Here is a 16,400-nt window from a genome sequence, read left to right as displayed (position 1 = left end):
TGATGGCCGGCCTCGACGGCATCCAGAACAAGATCCATCCGGGCGAAGCCATGGACAAGGATCTGTACGACCTGCCGCCGGAGGAATTGCAGGACATCCCGACCGTCTGCGGTTCGCTGCGCGAAGCGCTGGAATCGCTGGATGCGGATCGCGACTTCCTGAAGAAGGGCGACGTCTTCACCGACGATCAGATCGACGGCTACCTCGATCTGAAGTGGGAGGAGGTCTACGCCCTGGAGCACACGACCCATCCGGTTGAATTCGCGCTGTACTACTCGTCCTGATCCCGATCGAGAGGGGAACGGAGGGCGGTCCGCCGCCCTCCGACATCTCGGCGAAACGGCCCTGTCGGAGAGATCCGGCAGGGCCGTTTGCTTTGCGGCGCGGCGGGGCCATGCGGAACTTGCAATGCTGCGCTGCAACATGACCGTCTTGCGGTTCACGCCTGCGCGGTCGATCTATGACGGGTCATCGGCCGCCGAGCCCTGCGTCCGCAGGGATCGCGCCGTTCAGATCAAGCAAACGAGGATCCGATGGACACCATCTTCTGCTCGGCCGTCATCACGGCCGCCGCGATCGCCGCGAACTTCGGGGCGCTTGCGGGCGTCTTCGGCTAAAGCCGGGCGACGTAAGCGATCGATCAGATGACGAACCCCGGGCGCGGCTCTCGCCGCCCCGGGGTTTTTCTACGGGCGAACGGTGATGAGGCTCAGCGCTTGAAGGCGGCGCCTCCGGCATAGGCCGCCGCCGCACCCAGGCCCTCCTCGATGCGGATCAGCTGATTGTACTTCGCGATCCGGTCGGAGCGGCTGAGCGAGCCGGTCTTGATCTGGCCGCAATTGGCGGCGACGGCCAGATCGGCGATGGTGGCGTCCTCGGTCTCGCCCGAGCGATGGGACATCATCGCCGTGTAGCCGGCGCGGTGCGCGGTCTCGACCGCCTCCAGCGTCTCGCTCAGCGTGCCGATCTGATTGACCTTCACCAGGATTGAATTGGCCACGCCGCCCTCGATCCCGCGGCGCAGCCGTTCCGGATTGGTGACGAACAGATCGTCGCCGACCAGCTGGCAACGATCGCCGATCTCGCGGGTCAGCAGGGCCCAGCCCTCCCAGTCGTCCTCGGCCATGCCGTCCTCGATTGAGACGATCGGGTAGGCGTCGACCAGCTGCTTCAGGTAGGCGGCGTTGGCGGCGGCGTCCAAGGACTTGCCCGCGCCGGCCATCTCGTACTTGCCGCCCGCGAAATACTCGGTCGCGGCGCAGTCGAGCGCCAGCGCGATTTCAGCTCCCGGCTTGTAGCCCGCCGTCTCAATCGCCTTCATGATGAAGTCGAGCGCCTCGTCGGCGGATTTCAGATCCGGCGCGAATCCGCCCTCGTCGCCGACATTGGTGTTGTGGCCGCCCTGCGTCAGGCCTTTCTTCAGCGCATGAAAGACCTCCGCGCCCCAACGGACGGCTTCGGCCAGGCTGTCGGCGCCGACGGGCGCGATCATGAACTCCTGAAAGTCGATCGGATTGTCGGCATGCGCCCCGCCGTTGACGATGTTCATCATCGGCGTCGGCAAGGTGCGCGCGAAGGCCCCGCCGACATAGCGATAAAGCGGCAGGCCGGCGTCTTCGGCCGCCGCCTTGGCGACCGCCAAGCTGACGCCCAGGATCGCGTTGGCGCCGAGCCGCGCCTTGTTGGGCGTTCCGTCGAGCGCGATCATTTTAGAATCGAGGTCGACCTGATCCTCGGCGTCCAGGCCGGAGAGCAGATCGAAGATTTCGCCGTTGACCGCATCAACGGCGTCGCGAACGCCCTTGCCGCCGTAGCGCGCGCCGCCGTCGCGCAGCTCATGCGCCTCATGCGCGCCGGTCGAGGCGCCGCTGGGCACGGCCGCGCGGCCAGAGGCGCCGCTCTCCAGCACTACATCCACCTCCACCGTGGGATTGCCCCGGCTGTCGAGAATCTCACGGGCGTGCACGTCGAGAATGGCGGTCATGGAAGCGTCTCTCCTGGCTGCATCGGTGGGCGGCCCTTGCTATAGCCGCGCAAGCCCAGCGCTTCAAGGCGGCGCCGCCGTTCGCCCGCGACGCGCTCGGGGGGACGGGCCTGCAGCGGAGGGAGCTGAATTCGTCGGCCCGGACCTGTTCCGGGCCAACCGAGGCAGGCGCCGCCCGTGCGATCAGCCGGTCCGTCGGACCGGGTCCCTACCCCGCCGCGATCTCCGACAGGCGGTCGGCGAGCTGGCGGGCGCCTTTGAGGCGGTCGGCCTCGCCGTCCCAATCGCGCATCACGACCAGCTTGTGATCGGGGCGCAGCTTGGCCGAGCCTGCGAACTTCTGGATGAAGCCGATCAGCCCCTGAGGGTTGGGGAAGTCGTTGTTGCGGAAGGCGACGACGGCGCCCTTCGGACCGGCGTCCAGCTTCTCCACATGCGCGCGTTTGCAGGCCTGCTTGATGGCGACGACCTGCAGCAGGTTCTCCACCTCGGCGGGCAGCGGACCGAAGCGATCCACGAGTTCGACCGCGAAGGCGTCGATCTCCCGCCGGTCGGTCAGCGCAGAGAGCCGGCGATAGAGGCCGAGGCGCACGGACAGGTCGCTGACGTACTTCTCCGGGATCAGCACCGGCGCGCCGATGGTAATGGCGGGCGACCAGGTTTCCTCCACCTCCTCGGCCGCCACCTCGTCGCGCGCGGCGGCGACCGCCTCTTCCAACATGCGCTGATAAATCTCGACGCCGACCTCGCGTACCTGGCCCGACTGCTCGTCGCCGAGCAGGTTGCCCGCGCCGCGGATGTCGAGATCGTGGCTCGCCAGCGTGAAACCGGCGCCGAGCCCGTCCAGCGTCTGCATGACGTCGAGCCGCTTCTTCGCCGTCTCGCTAAGGAGCCGGCCCGGCGGCAGCGTCAGGTAGCAATAGGCGCGCTGCTTGCCGCGCCCGATGCGCCCGCGCAGCTGATAGAGCTGCGCGAGGCCGAACATGTCCGCGCGGTGGACGATCATCGTGTTGGCGTTCGGGATGTCGAGGCCGCTCTCGACGATGTTGGTGGAGAGAAGCACGTCGTACTTGCCGTCGATGAAGTCGCCCATGACGGCCTCGAGCTCGCTGGCGCTCATCTTGCCGTGCGCCATGGCGACCCCGGCGTCGGGGGCGAGCTCGCGCAGCCGCTCGCGCACCCGGTCGAGGTCGGCGACGCGCGGGCAGACGTAAAAGATCTGGCCGCCGCGGAAGCGCTCGCGCCGGATCGCCTCGCGCAGCACCATCGGATCGTAGGGCAGTACGAAGGTGCGCACCGCCAGCCGGTCGACCGGCGGGGTCGCAATGATCGACATGTCGCGCACGCCGGCCAGCGCCATCTGAAGCGTGCGCGGGATCGGCGTGGCGGTCAGCGTCAGCACGTGGACGTTGGCGCGCAGCTGCTTCAAGCGCTCCTTTTGGGCGACGCCGAAATGCTGCTCCTCGTCGACGATCATCAGGCCCAACTCGCGGAACTCAACCGCCTTGGACAGCACCGCGTGGGTGCCCACGACGATGTCGACCGTGCCGTCCTTCAGGCCCGTCTTGGTCGCGGCGGCGTCCTTGGTTGAGGCGAGACGCGAGAGCTGGCCGATCTTGACCGGCAGCCCCTCGAAACGCTCCTTGAACAGCTTGAAGTGCTGACGCGCCAGCAGCGTCGTCGGCACCACGACCGCGACCTGAAAGCCGTTCATCACCGCCAGGAAGGCCGCGCGCAACGCCACCTCGGTCTTGCCGAAACCGACATCGCCGCAAATCAGGCGATCCATCGGGCGGCCGGACTGCAGGTCCTCCGCCACATCTTCGATCGCGCGCAGTTGATCGTCGGTCTCCGAATAAGGGAAGCGCGCCACGAACTCGTCATAGGCGCCTTCGGTCGGCAGCAGCCGGTCGCCCTTCTTGAGCTCCCGCGCGGCGGCCACCTTGAGGAGCTGGTCCGCCATCTCGCGCACCCGCTCCTTGATCTTGGCCTTGCGCGCCTGCCACGCCGCCCCGCCGAGACGGTCGAGCTGCACCTCCGACTCCTCGGAGCCGTATTTGGTCAGGACCTCCAGGTTCTCGACCGGCAGGTACAGCTTGTCCCCGCCGTGATAAATCAGGCGCAGGCAGTCGTGCGGCGCGCGGTCGACGGTCAGCGTCTCCAGCCCGTCATAGCGTCCGATCCCGTGGTCGACGTGGACGACGACGTCGCCGATCTCGATGGCGGAGAGTTCGGTGATGAACTCCTCCCCCTTGCGCCGGCGCCGCGCGGGGCGCGCCATGCGCTCGCCCAGGATGTCGCTTTCGGTCAGGACCTGGATCGCGTCGGTCTCGAAGCCGCGCTCGATGTTGAGCGCCGCGATCGACGCCCGGCCGGGCGGCCGCTCCAACGCCTCCGACCAGCGCGACACGCCGGGAAGATCGCCGAGCCCCGCCTCGCCGAGCAGCAGCTTCAGGCGTTCGCGCGAGCCCTCGCTGGCCGCGGCGATCAGCGTCGGCTTGCCCGTCTGGCGGCGTACGCGCTCCGCCACCGCTTCGTAGAGGTTGACGTGCGGATCAGTGCGGGCGGCCGCGAAATCGACCATCCGATGCGCCCCGAAATCGATGATCTCGCCGGTCTCCGGACTCGCCGTCAGGTCCGCGTCGGCTGCGAAGGGGGTGAGGTGCGCGTGCGCGCGGGCGTCCAACGCCTGGCCCCATTCCTGATCGGTCAGGTAGAGCTTCTCCGGCGGCAGGGGCTTGTAGAGCGGCGGCGCGTCGGCGTCCTTCCGCTTCTGGGCGATCTCCAGATCCTCGCGCCGGGCGGCGTAGTGGTCGCGCACCATCTCAAGGCGCGCTTCCACCGCCTCGTCGGCCTGGTGGTCGAGCAGAACCGGCGCGCCGTCGGGCAGGTAGTCGAACAGGGTCTCGAGCCGTTCGTGAAACAGCGGCAACCAGTGTTCGACGCCCGGCGGGCGCCGGCCCTCGCTCACCGCCTCGAACAGCGGATCGCCCTCGGTCGAGCCGCCGAACAATTGTCGATAGTTCTGACGGAAGCGATCGATGCTGTCGCCTTCCATCATCACCTCGGAAACCGGCTTTAGACTCAAGCGCTCGGCCTCGCCGGTCGAGCGTTGGCTCATCGCGTCGAAGCGGCGCACGGTCTCCAGCTCGTCGCCGAAGAAGTCGAGGCGCAGGGGCTCGGGCTCCCCGGGCGGGAAGACGTCCAGGATGCCGCCGCGCACCGCGAATTCCCCCGGCTCGCGCACAGTGTCCGCCCGGCGATAGCCGTTGCGCGCGAAGAAGGCCGTCAGCGTCTCCATCGAGGCGTCGTCGCCCGGTTTGAGGACCAGCGCCGCGTCGGCCAGCCGGTCGCGGGCGAGCAGGCGTTGGGTCGCCGCGGCAACGGTGGTCAGCACGATCGTGCGCGCGTCCGCCCCCTCGGCGGCGAGCCGGGTCAGCGCCTCCAGGCGGCGCGCCACCGAGTGGCTGTTGGGCGACACGCGGTCGTAGGGCAGACAGTCCCAGGCCGGGACCTCGATCACCGACGCCTCGGGATCGAGGAAGCGCAGCACCTCCGCCGTCGCCGCCATGCGGCCTTCGTCGCGGGCCACGAACAGACAGGCGCGGCCGGCCGCGCGCGCGGCGTGCAGGATCGCCAGCGCGTCGGCGCCTTCCGGCGCGCCGGCGACGACGCCGCGGCCCGGCCGGGCGAAAAGGGCGCGCAAATCGGTCATGGGAGAGGCGGTCTCTTGAACGGAGGCGGTCAGGAGAAGCGGCTTTCGGCGTAATCGACGATCTCGCGCATCATCGGCGTGTCGTAGACCGGCGGGATCGGCCCGTCCTTGACCAGCATGTTGTAGAAATCTTGGTCCGGGATGTGCAGCAGCGCCTCGAAGGCGTCGAGCTCCGCATCGCTCATTCCCTCGATTCGGGCCTGGGCGAAGCCGCCGAGGAGAATGTCCATCTCCTTGGTGCCGCGATGCCAGGCGCGGAACATCAGCTTGCGCACCCGCGCGCCGCGCTCGCCCGCGCTATTGTCGTTCACCGGATCCATCGCTCCGCCGTCCTTGCTTCCCGTCCGCTTTGATCGCGCGCGAGGGGATATAGCGCCGGGGGGCGGTCAGGTAAACCGGCGGACGCCGTCCTCCTTGCGCAAGGCCGGGGTGACGCCGTTTGCCGGACCTCGCCCGCCGCCCTTTCGGCGCCCCGGACCCGTTCCGGCCCGACCGCCGCCCTTGTCGCCGCCGAAGCCGGGGCGCTAGGTTGGACGCCGTCCAGCCAAGCGTGAGCGCCGCCCGTCATGCGTCCCGAAATCCTCTTTCCCCTGTTCACGCCCGTGACCGCGCTGAAGGGCGTCGGCGCGCGGATCGCGGCGTTGCTGGAGAAGGCGGCGGGTCCGAAGGTGGTGGATCTGCTGTGGCATCTCCCGCGCGAGGTGATCGACCGCGGCGAGGTCGAGAGCGTCCAGGCCGCGCTTCCCGACCGGATCGCGACGCTGAGCGCGATCGTCGACAAGCACGAGCCCCCGGCGGACCGCAAGCGGCCCTACCGCGTGCTGCTGCGCGACGAGACGGGGTTCGTGACGCTCGTCTTCTTCCACGCCGACAAGCGCTATGTCGGCAGCGTCCTGCCGGAGGGCGAGCGCGTCGCGGTGAGCGGGCGGGTGGAAACCTACGGGAGCCGCAAGCAGATCGTCCATCCTGACTACATCGTCCCCGCCGACAAGCGCGACGAGATCCCGCGGATCGAGCCGATTTATCCGCTGACCGCCGGCCTGACGCCCAAGGTGATCCACAAGCATGTGCGTCAGGCCCTGGATCTCGCCCCGGACCTGCCGGAATGGCTGGACCCCGCCTATCTGGACCGCGAGCGCTGGCCCGGATGGCGCGAGGCCTTGGAGACGGCGCACGCGCCGTCGAGCGAGGGCGCGCTGTCGCCGCTCTCGCCGGCGCGCAAGCGGCTCGCCTATGACGAGCTGCTGGCGAACCAATTGGCGCTGGCCATCATGCGCCGGCGGGCGAAGCGGCAAAGCGGGCGATCGGTCCAGGGCGACAAGCGCCTGCGCAAAAAGGCCCTCTCCGCCCTGCCCTTCGAGCTGACCGGCAGCCAAATCCAGGCGTTGCAGGAGATCGGCGCCGACATGGCGGCCGAGACCCGCATGCTGCGCCTGCTGCAGGGCGACGTCGGCAGCGGCAAGACGGTGGTCGCCCTGATGGCGATGCTGAACGTCATCGAATGCGGCGGACAAGCGGCCTTGATGGCCCCGACGGAAATCCTGGCCCGCCAGCATTTCGAGACAATCAAGCCGCTGGCCGACGCCGCCGGCGTCAAGGCGGCCGTGCTGACCGGCCGCGACAAGGGCAAGGGCCGGGCCGCGCTGCTGGAGCAGTTGGCGCGCGGCGAGATCCAGTTGATCGTCGGCACCCACGCGCTGTTTCAGGAGGAGGTGATCTTCCACCGCCTGATGTTGGCGGTTGTGGACGAGCAGCATCGCTTCGGCGTGCACCAGCGCCTCAACCTAGCGGCCAAGGGCAAGGCGGTCGACATGCTGGTGATGACGGCGACGCCGATCCCGCGCACGCTGATGATGTCGGCCTATGGCGACCTGGACAGCTCGCGCCTCACCGACAAGCCGCCGGGTCGCAAACCGGTGAAGACCGTCGTGGTCGCCGCCCCGCGGGTCGAGGAGGTGGTCGCCGGAATCGAGCGTCAGATGCGCGAGGGCGCCAAGATCTACTGGGTCTGCCCGTTGGTCGAGGAATCGGAAACCAGCGACATGGCCGCCGCCGAGGCGCGCTACGCCGACCTGCGGGCGCGCTTCGGGGACGAGAAGACCGCCCTCGTCCACGGCCGCATGAAGGGTCCGGACAAGGACGCCGCCATGGCGCGCTTCGCCGACGGGACGGCGCAGATCCTGGTCGCGACCACGGTGATAGAGGTCGGCGTCAACGTGCCGGAAGCCACCGTCATGGTGATCGAACATGCGGAGCGTTTCGGCCTCGCCCAGCTGCATCAGCTGCGCGGACGCATCGGGCGCGGCGACAAGGCGTCCACCTGCATCCTGCTGCGCTCCGAGCAGATGACGGAGACCGCCCGCGAACGTCTGAAGACGCTGGCCGAGACCGAAGACGGCTTCGTCATCGCAGAGAAGGACCTGGAATTGCGCGGCGCCGGCGAAATCCTGGGATCGCGGCAAAGCGGCCTGCCCGTCTTTCGCCTGGCCGACATCGCGCTGCACGGCGAGCTGATGGCGGTCGCGCACGACGATTCCCGCCTGATTTTGGAACGCGATCCGGAGTTGGAGGGCGAGCGCGGGCGGCGCCTGCGCACCTTGCTTTATCTGTTCGAACGGGACGCAGCGATCGCGACCCTGCGCTCAGGCTGAGCGTGCGCAGGCCGGGCGCGACGCCGGCGCCTCAGGCGTCCTCGCGGCTGCCCCGGTCGGCCAGCGCTTTTCCGATCGCATCGCGCGTGGCGGCGGGCGTGCGCGCCTCCTCCGGCTCGGGCAGGCCCAGGTCCGGCTCGGCGGGGCTTTGGCGCGGCGGGGTGACGATGCCGGCGGAGATCACCAGCTTCACCGCGTCCTCAACCGGCATGTCGAGGATCACAACCTCGTCGCTCGGCACGAAGAGGAGGAACCCGGACGTCGGGTTGGGCGTCGTCGGCAGGAAGACGTTGACGTGGTCCTTGGCCAGCTTCTCGCGGATCTCCCCCTTGGTGGAGGCGGTCAAGAAGGCGACGGCCCAAAGCCCGCGGCGCGGATACTCCACCAGCACAGCCTGGCGAAAGGCGTCGGACTGGTTGCGCAGCACGGTCTCGAAAATCTGCTTGGTCAGCTTGTAAAAGCTGCGGATGATCGGCATGCGGTCGAGCAGTTTCTCGCCCATGCCGAACACCCAGCGCCCGACCAGACCGGCCGCCAGGAAGCCGATCAGCGTGATCGCGACGACCAGCACCACGAGTCCGAGGCCCGGCAGACCGAATTCGACGCCCAGATACTCCCGGAAGTAGGTGTCGGGATTCCAGCGGGCGGGGATCAGCGGGACGACCTGGCTGTCGATCAGCTCCACCAGCCACCAAGCCAGCGCGGCGGTGATCCCGATCGGCGCGGTGACCAGCACGCCGGCCAGAAAATAGCCGCGCAGCCGGGCCAGCAGGCCGCGGCCGTGATGGCCTTTGCCGTCGCCGCCGTCCGAGCCGCCGGCCGGCGCATTGGTCTGCGGATCGTGCTTCATGGCGCGCCTGCATCCCCTTCGCCGCATTTCGCAAATGCGAAAAACTCTCGTCTATATAGGGGTCGAAAGGCCCGAGGGGAAGGCGCGTTCGTTTAACCCTCGCGCCGGTGGAACATCGCCTCGACGGCGCCCAGACGACTGGCGGGAAAGACGGCGTGGACGCTGGTTCCGACGCCCGGCGCGCTGTCGATCGAAAGCCGCCCGCCGTGCAGTTCCAGCAGATTGACGGCCAAAGGCAATCCCAACCCGGTGCCGTCGGCGCGCCGGGCGTGCGTCCGATCCAGTTGACCGAACTTCGACAAGGCGACGGGTATCTCTTCGGCCGTCATGCCGCGCCCGGTGTCGCGGACGGTAAGGATCAGATCGCCGTTCTCCGCACGCGTCGCCGCAAGCGAGATCAAACCGCCCCGATCGGTGAACTTGATCGCGTTCGAAAGGAGATTCAGTAGAATTTGCTTCACCCGCCTTTCGTCGCACAGCAACAGCGGCAGGCCCTCGGCCGCTTTCACCTCCAGCGTCAGGCCGGCTGTGTGCGCGCGCTCGCGCACCAGACGCACCGCGCCGTCGATCACGGTCCGGATCTGCGCCGGGCTCTCGTTCAACTCGAGCCGCCCCGCCTCCGCCTTCGACAGGTCGAGGATGTCGTTGATGAGCGACAAGAGATGGCGGCCGCTGACTTTGATGTCGTGGGCGTAGTCGACGAACTCGCCCGCGTCGGCGCGTCGGGCGAGTTCCTGCTCCAGCACCTCGGAAAAGCCGATCACGGCGTTAAGCGGCGTGCGCAGCTCGTGGCTCATATTGGCGAGAAACTCGGACTTCGTGCGATTGGCGACCTCCGCGGCTTCAAGCGCGCGGGCGAGTTCTTGCGTGCGCACTCGGACCCGCTCGGCCACTTGACGGTTGGTGAACAGCATCAGGCCGAGCGAGAGCGCAATCAGCGCGAAGACGAGCGGCCCGCCGAATCGCACGGCGCGCCCGAGATCCAGACCCGGACCGCCCTGATAGGCCGGCAACAGGTCCCACTGAAAACGCCATGTGGTCTCCCCAAAAGGCTGGACGTGCGTGAAGGTGGCCGCAGTGTCCGGCGGCGGGGCCGAGCCGCCGATCAAAGCGGTCGTCCGCTCGCCCCCGTCCGGCCCGCGCGCCTGCTCGCTCAACCGCAGGACCAACCCATCCGGCGCGGCGGTCGCCAGCACCTCGCGCAGGAAGGCGCCGATGTCGAAGACGCCGATCAGCACGGACGACGCTTCGCCGTTTTCCACCCGCGCGGCGAAGGCGGCCAACCGCTCCGGACGCCCCCGCTCGGCCCGGCCCTCGAAGGCCGAGCTCAGCGCGACCTGGCCCGGCGCCAGATAGGCCGCGTCGGCCGCGCGCGCCAACGCCGAGTGGCTGGCGAGATCGGACCCGACCGGCAGCAGGTCGTCGCGGTAGAGCGTCATCGTCACCGCATAGCCGTCCAGATCCGGGTCGCGTCCTTCAGCAGCCGGCAATCCGATCGGCGAAAGCGCACGGCTGAGCGCCGCCTCGGCCTTCGCGCGCGCGCCGGCGGCGAACCGGCGCGCGACCGCCACGCTCTCGAAGCGCACCGACCGATAGCGATAGAGAATTCGACGCGCCTCCCGCTGAAAGCGCTCGGACGGCAGGACCCGCTCCGGGCTGAAACCGCCGGCGACGACGCGCAAGCCGGCTTCCGCCTGGGCCAAGGACAAGGTGGTGAACTCGGTGAGGCGCGCGGCCTCGACCGCCGCCTGATCGCGCCAGGCGGCGCGAGCGGTATCGTCCATCTCGGCTGCGATCAGGAAAGAGGCGAACGCCCCGGCCGCAACGACGATGAGCGTCAACAGAGCGCCGGCGGCCGCCGGGCCTATCGCCGCGCGCGGCGCCCCGTCCGGCCGCCGGCCGCCCTGGCGGCGCCGGCTGACGAAGCGTCCGAGCAAATCATTCATTGGCGCTTGCGAATCCTGAGGTCCCAACCGCCGTTGCGACGCGGCGCCCGCCGCGCGCAATGCGGCTTTAGCGCGCATTCGACAACCTGCTCGCATCCGGGTCAACCAATTGCTAAGCTCGCGGTCTCCGTTTGGGGGGTGGGGACAAGGGACGCCAAACGACATGACCGTCGAGCAGGATCAACGCTCGCTTTCCGACATTGCGATCTTCGACGATCTGACGGCGGAGGAGTTGCGGGCCGTCGAAGCGCGCTGTCGCTGGCGAAACTATGCGCCGCACGAGCAAATCATCGACTTCCAGGACGACTCCAAAGACGTGTTCTTCGTGACGCGCGGCGCCGTGCGCGTGGTCAATTACTCGATCTCCGGCCGGGAGGTCGCCTTCGACGACATCCAGGCGGGCCACATCTTCGGCGAACTCGCCGCGCTCGACGGCGAGCGTCGTTCCGCCAACGTGGTCGCCGTCACGCCGACCACCGTCGCCAGCATGAGCCCGTCAGCCTTTCAAGAGATGCTGTGCGCCCACCCGCAGGTGGCGATCAAGCTGATGCAGCGGTTGGCCCGCATCATCCGCATTTCGGTCGAGCGAATCATGGATTTGAGCACGCTTGGCGCAAACAACCGCGTCTATGCGGAGATCCTGCGGCTCGCCAAGCTGGGGCGCATAGAGGACGGCCGCTCCACCATCAGCCCGGTGCCGATCCACGGCGAAATCGCAAGCCGCGTCAGCACGACCCGCGAGACGGTCGCCCGGGTGATGAGCGACCTGGCGCGCAAGGGACTGGTCAAGCGCAAGGGCTCGGTGCTGGAGATCGCCGACATCGAGATGCTGCAGGACATGGTCGAAGAGTTCCGCGGCGAGTGAAGCGAGACGAGGCGCGCCGCGCGTCGGAGCGATCGAGCGCCGGAGCACGGCTGGCGTCGCGCCAAAAGATTGCTACACTTCACGCTATGGGAGCGAGAGAGGGCATTCCGCGCGACCTCTTCACCACGGAGGGCGCGCCGCAGGAGGAGCGCTTCGCACGCTGGCGCGAGGCGATTTCGGTCTATTTCGACGTCGAGCGCGCCGCGCCGCTGCCCGATCGCGCCCTGTCGAGCCGACTGGAGAGCTATCTGATCGGCGAGACCGGATTCGTGCGCTGCGACAGCCACGGCCAACGCTTCCTCCGTCGACCCGGCCGCTATGCGCTCGACGACCTCGATCACTATCTGGTCCAGCTCTATGTCGCCGGCGCCTCCGAGCATCGCCGCGGCGCGCAAGAGGTGGCGGTCCGTACCGGGGACATCGCGATCTATGATCTGGCGGACGTGCACGAGGCGCTCACCTCCGACAGCTACAGCAATCTGACCCTGATCGTACCGCGTCGGCGCCTCGCCCCGCTGCTTCGCGCGCCGGACAGTCAACAAGGCCGCACGCTGGCGCGCGAGGGTTTCGCGGCGGGGGTGTTGCGTGACGTGATGCTGCGCCTCGATAAAGGGGCGGGCGACATCGACCCGCGCGCCGCCGCCGCTTTCTCGACCGGCCTGATCAATTTGTGCGCGGCGGCGATGAACGAAGGCGAAAGCGTTCCCGCCGGTCGCGGCGCGCTCGATTATCCGCGCATCTATCGGGTTCGCCGCCTGATGCAGGAGCGGCTCGGCGACCCGGAACTGAACCCGGAGACTCTGGCCGACTTGGCCGGTCTGTCGCGCGCCTCCATCTACCGGCTCTTCAAGGAACGCGGCGGGGTCCAACAAGAGCTCTTTCGGATGCGCTTGAACCGCGCCGCTGCCGAGTTGGCCGATCCGGCCCAAGCGCGGTTGAGCGTCGCCGAAATCGGCTTTCGATGCGGCTTCAAAAGCCCGGCGCATTTCTCGCGCCTGTTCAAGGACTCCTTCGGGCGCAGCCCGAGGGCGTTCCGGACCGAGCGGCGCCGATTCAACCCGCAGAGCGACGGCCTTTTGCCGCGATGGTTCACGACGCTGAGCGCGTAAAAATCTCCGCACCGCCCAGCGACCCCTTCCTGAAACGCCCAGGCATCTTTCTGAGACGCCCAAGTCTTTGCGCCGGTTGAGAGACGCGTACCATAAGCGCCTTGAAGCGATGCGGCGCGCCTGGGAACCGGCGCCGGATCGCACGGCGGGAAGCCAATGTCCTTACTCTGACAGAGGATTAGACCGCGGGGACGGCGATGGGCGGAGACAATACGGAAGACTGCAACTCTTGGGCGCGTTTGTTGCTCCGGGCCCACGGTCCGAACGCGGCGGCCGAGGCGCGGAAACTCGCGTATGAGGCGCGCCTTTCGGGCGATCGGGCGGCAGCGGCTAAATGGACGAAGGTCAGCGATCTGGCCGTCCGCGGGGGCGTCGCGACCCAGCGCTGACGCCGCGCGGACGATACCCCGCTCCGGCCCGGGGCATTACGTGCAGAGGGCGCAAAACCTCCCGCGATAGAGGTATTTCCATCAATTGATTTCTTTCTCGTGCGTATTCCAACGCACGGTGTTTTACTGTTTCAGATGGGAGCGTTCGTTTGGTGCGGTTGTATCGGATGATGCAGGATGAATAGGCGTGCGTTGCGGATGTTGCTCGGATCGGGGCGATTTCTGTGCTTCGACGTGCGACAGCCGTTTCAGGACCTGAAGGTCAAGGCCGCGGCCGACCGAGATCAAGCCGACACGAACGCCCCCGAGCAATCGGGCGTGCCCGGGACGCTTTTCGATCTCAGCACTCTCAATTTGGGGATTTTTTTCAAGGAAGTGGGGGCCGCCCAGGACGACGACGACGACGTGGGCGTCACGACCCGCATCTTCTTTCCCTACAACGACGAGGACATCCTCGAAGGGGGCGAAAGCACTTCGGCCGATCCGAAGGAGATTTTCGAGATCCTGAGCAAGCGCGGGGCCGTCAAGCCGGGCGAGCAGTTCACGCCGCATGATCAGAAGGTGTTGGAGGTCCTCTCCACCCTGCCGACCTTCGATCCCTTCCTGCTGCTGTCCCGCCGACGCGAATTGGAAAGCGACCGGTCGGTCAACGGGGCCTATTTCGAGATTTCGGAAGCCGACTGGGCGCGCATTCGCAAGCCGGTCATGTCCCGCATCTCCATGCTGGTCAGCAAGGCCAACCAGGGCTCGGCGGTCGACGTCTACCAACAATACGTCAACGGCGGCCAGCAGAGCGGCGAAGACGAGGCGGCGCGGATGATGACGTCCGCCGTGGTCGACAGCATTTGGCGCGGCGAAGCCACGCAGGGCGCGCGCCAGCTGATTCGCAGTTTCCGGTTGGAGGAGGCGGAAACCGCCCAGATCCTGTTCGCCTGGAAAGGCATCAACTATTACGAATACCAGTATCAGAGTTACGAAGTGAAGCTGCGCAGCTTCTACCGCTGGCTGGGCTCCACCGATTCGATGCCGAAGGACGCGACCGGCATGGAATCGAGCGCCATCGATCGTTTCACCTATCGCCGCGACAAGGCGCGCAAGCTGATCCGCGCGACGCACGCCAAGATCACCTCGATCCTGATCGAGTACAATCAGGCGTTCGACGCGCTGATCGACGAGGACAGCCCCGGCCGCTTTCAGGAATTCCTGCGCACCGCGCCGCAAAGCTTTATAACCGTCGGGCTGTCGATCGGCGTGCTGGCGCACACCGCCAACGCCTGGGCCGAGCTGACCAGCGACGGTCGCAAGCCGTTGCAGAAGGCGAGCGTTCTGGAGCCGTTCTATGACTTCATCATCGCGGTGAACGGTCAGGACTATTCGATGGAGCGCGCTTCATGAGCCGCGGCGCCGGCGACATCCAGGCGGGAGCAAGCTTTTTCTTCGACGTCGCGGAGGCGGGCGAAATCCGTCGCTGCGAGGGCGACACGTTCGCCGCCCTGGGCCTGTCGCCCACCGCGATCGAGGGCGTCAGCCTCTACGATCTGATCTCGGGCGAAGACGTTTGGCTCGCTTCGGACGCGATCGAAAGCGTGTTGCGGTCCGGCGCGCCGCAGGAAGACCGCATCAGCGTCAACGATCATATCGGCGGCGCCCTGCCCTTTCGGATGAAGTTCTCCCGCCTGAGCGGCGGCGGCGACGCCGGCGTCGTGCGCGTCTTCGCGATGCAGGACGAAGGCGACGGCTCCCTCGAGGTCGACGCCGAACCGCTGGAGAGCGTCGCCGACATCCTGGCCGACGTGGAACGGGACCTCGCGGACGGCGCCTACGCGGACCCGATGCTGTCGATCTATGCGCTGGACGCCGACATGGAGGCGCAAGGGGCCGACATCGACGGGATCGTCGCCGCCGCCGACCGCATGGCGCGCAGCGTCCAGCTTGCGGCCGAAGGACGCGGCCGCGCCTTCCGCGTCGATCGGCAGACCGTCTCCGTGCTGCACGGCGACGACTTCGACGCCGACGCGGCGTCGGACCGGGCGAACAAGGCCGCCGGCCCCGACTACGAGGTCGGCCGCGCGGCCGTCGATCTGGCCGACGCCGAGATGGACGTGCAGGAAAAGCTGGACGTCATCGAGAAGACGATCACCGCGACGCGGCTCGCCGGCGTGCGGCTCGAGCCGGGCGCGGTGCAGAGCCCCGCCGCGGCGCGCAAGGCGGTCGACGCCGCGCTGATCGACAAACGCACGCGCCAAGCCTACGGGTTGGAGATCGCCTACTCGACGCGGACCGGCGCCCCCGTTCTGGCGCTGCTCGATTTCGCCAATGCGCTGTCCGATCTGGGCGAGAAGCCGTCAGCTGAGGAATTCCGCCTGGCGCTCAGCCTGCTGACCGGCCGGATCGAGGCGGCGGAAGCCGCCGGCGGCGACAGCGGCGCGCCCGCATGCGTGGCGATGGACGCCACCATGCTCGCCCGGTTAGGCCGCGGGGCCGTGCAGGCGCTGAAGCCGGACGTGCTGATCCTGACGACCGGCGTGCGCGCCCTCTCCTCCGGCGACGGCCAGCGTTTCGCCGCCGTCTTCAGCCACATCAAACGCGCCATCGTCGACGGCGTCGATCTGGCCCAATCGAACGCGCTGCAGCGCCTGGTCTCTCAGACCGGGAACGTCGAGTTCATTCGCGTACCCCGAGAGCGGTTCGGGGCCGACCCCGCGGCGGTCGCCGAAAGCTTCCGCCAGATCGCCCAACTCTGCGCGCGCCGCGACGTCGCCCTTTACGTCAACGGCGTCGACGACGCGGGCGCCGCCATGCAGCTGCGCGCCGTAGACCGCATCTGCCTGGGCGGCCCGGCGGTGTTTCCCGGCCTGTTCGAGGGATGAGGCGGCAGGTCAGCCGTCTCG

General features: G+C 68.0%; 10 protein-coding genes and 1 pseudogene. 6 read left to right on the top strand and 5 right to left on the bottom strand.

Translation table 11 applies throughout. The features are described 5' to 3' along the window. A pseudogene (glnA, locus tag RIB45_RS11990) lies at nucleotides 1–284 on the top strand (glutamine synthetase); the annotation flags it as partial. A 425-nt stretch (nucleotides 285–709) separates the two neighbouring features. Here the strand turns inward: glnA and eno are convergent. The 3 genes from eno to RIB45_RS11975 form a co-directional block, all read right to left on the bottom strand. Then, a complete protein-coding gene (gene eno / locus RIB45_RS11985) occupies nucleotides 710–1,984 on the bottom strand; it encodes a phosphopyruvate hydratase (RefSeq protein WP_350050510.1) in 1,275 nt (424 codons plus the stop codon). Nucleotides 1,985–2,192: 208 nt separating this feature from the next. Further along, on the bottom strand, nucleotides 2,193–5,699 hold the full coding sequence (gene mfd, locus RIB45_RS11980) for a transcription-repair coupling factor (protein ID WP_350050509.1): 3,507 nt from the start codon (nucleotides 5,697–5,699) through the stop codon (nucleotides 2,193–2,195). 29 nt (nucleotides 5,700–5,728) lie between these two features. Then, the gene (locus RIB45_RS11975; RefSeq protein WP_350050508.1) at nucleotides 5,729–6,019 is read right to left on the bottom strand and encodes a succinate dehydrogenase assembly factor 2; all 291 of its coding nucleotides are present in this window, start codon (nucleotides 6,017–6,019) and stop codon (nucleotides 5,729–5,731) included. A 246-nt stretch (nucleotides 6,020–6,265) separates the two neighbouring features. Between RIB45_RS11975 and recG the strand changes: the two genes are divergently transcribed. After that, complete coding sequence (recG, locus tag RIB45_RS11970; RefSeq protein ID WP_350050507.1) at nucleotides 6,266–8,350, top strand: ATP-dependent DNA helicase RecG; 2,085 nt, start codon at nucleotides 6,266–6,268, stop codon at nucleotides 8,348–8,350. A 31-nt stretch (nucleotides 8,351–8,381) separates the two neighbouring features. Here the strand turns inward: recG and RIB45_RS11965 are convergent, their stop codons facing one another. After that, complete coding sequence (locus RIB45_RS11965) at nucleotides 8,382–9,200, bottom strand: DUF502 domain-containing protein (protein WP_350050506.1); 819 nt, start codon at nucleotides 9,198–9,200, stop codon at nucleotides 8,382–8,384. Between the two features lie 92 nt (nucleotides 9,201–9,292). Beyond that, nucleotides 9,293–11,146, bottom strand: coding sequence for an ATP-binding protein (locus tag RIB45_RS11960; RefSeq protein ID WP_350050505.1), 1,854 nt, complete (start codon nucleotides 11,144–11,146; stop codon nucleotides 9,293–9,295). Between the two features lie 163 nt (nucleotides 11,147–11,309). On the opposite strand from RIB45_RS11960, the gene RIB45_RS11955 reads away from it, so the two are divergent. The 4 genes from RIB45_RS11955 to RIB45_RS11940 all read left to right on the top strand — a co-directional run bounded on the left by RIB45_RS11955 (nucleotide 11,310) and on the right by RIB45_RS11940 (nucleotide 16,379). After that, nucleotides 11,310–12,011, top strand: a complete 702-nt coding sequence (locus RIB45_RS11955; protein WP_350050504.1) for a Crp/Fnr family transcriptional regulator — start codon at nucleotides 11,310–11,312, stop codon at nucleotides 12,009–12,011. An 86-nt stretch (nucleotides 12,012–12,097) separates the two neighbouring features. Then, complete coding sequence (locus tag RIB45_RS11950; protein ID WP_350050503.1) at nucleotides 12,098–13,120, top strand: helix-turn-helix domain-containing protein; 1,023 nt, start codon at nucleotides 12,098–12,100, stop codon at nucleotides 13,118–13,120. 587 nt (nucleotides 13,121–13,707) lie between these two features. Continuing rightward, on the top strand, nucleotides 13,708–14,904 hold the full coding sequence (locus RIB45_RS11945; RefSeq protein ID WP_350050502.1) for a hypothetical protein: 1,197 nt from the start codon (nucleotides 13,708–13,710) through the stop codon (nucleotides 14,902–14,904). Further along, complete coding sequence (locus tag RIB45_RS11940) at nucleotides 14,901–16,379, top strand: PAS domain-containing protein (protein WP_350050501.1); 1,479 nt, start codon at nucleotides 14,901–14,903, stop codon at nucleotides 16,377–16,379. Before RIB45_RS11945 ends, RIB45_RS11940 begins: the two co-directional genes overlap by 4 nt. Nucleotides 16,380–16,400 lie beyond the last annotated feature (21 nt).

It is taken from the genome of Marivibrio sp. (assembly GCF_040218065.1).
In the GTDB taxonomy this organism is placed as follows: domain Bacteria; phylum Pseudomonadota; class Alphaproteobacteria; order UBA8366; family Aestuariispiraceae; genus Marivibrio.
Note: the sequence above shows the minus strand (reverse complement) of the source record. Positions and strands in the feature narration are given on the sequence as shown.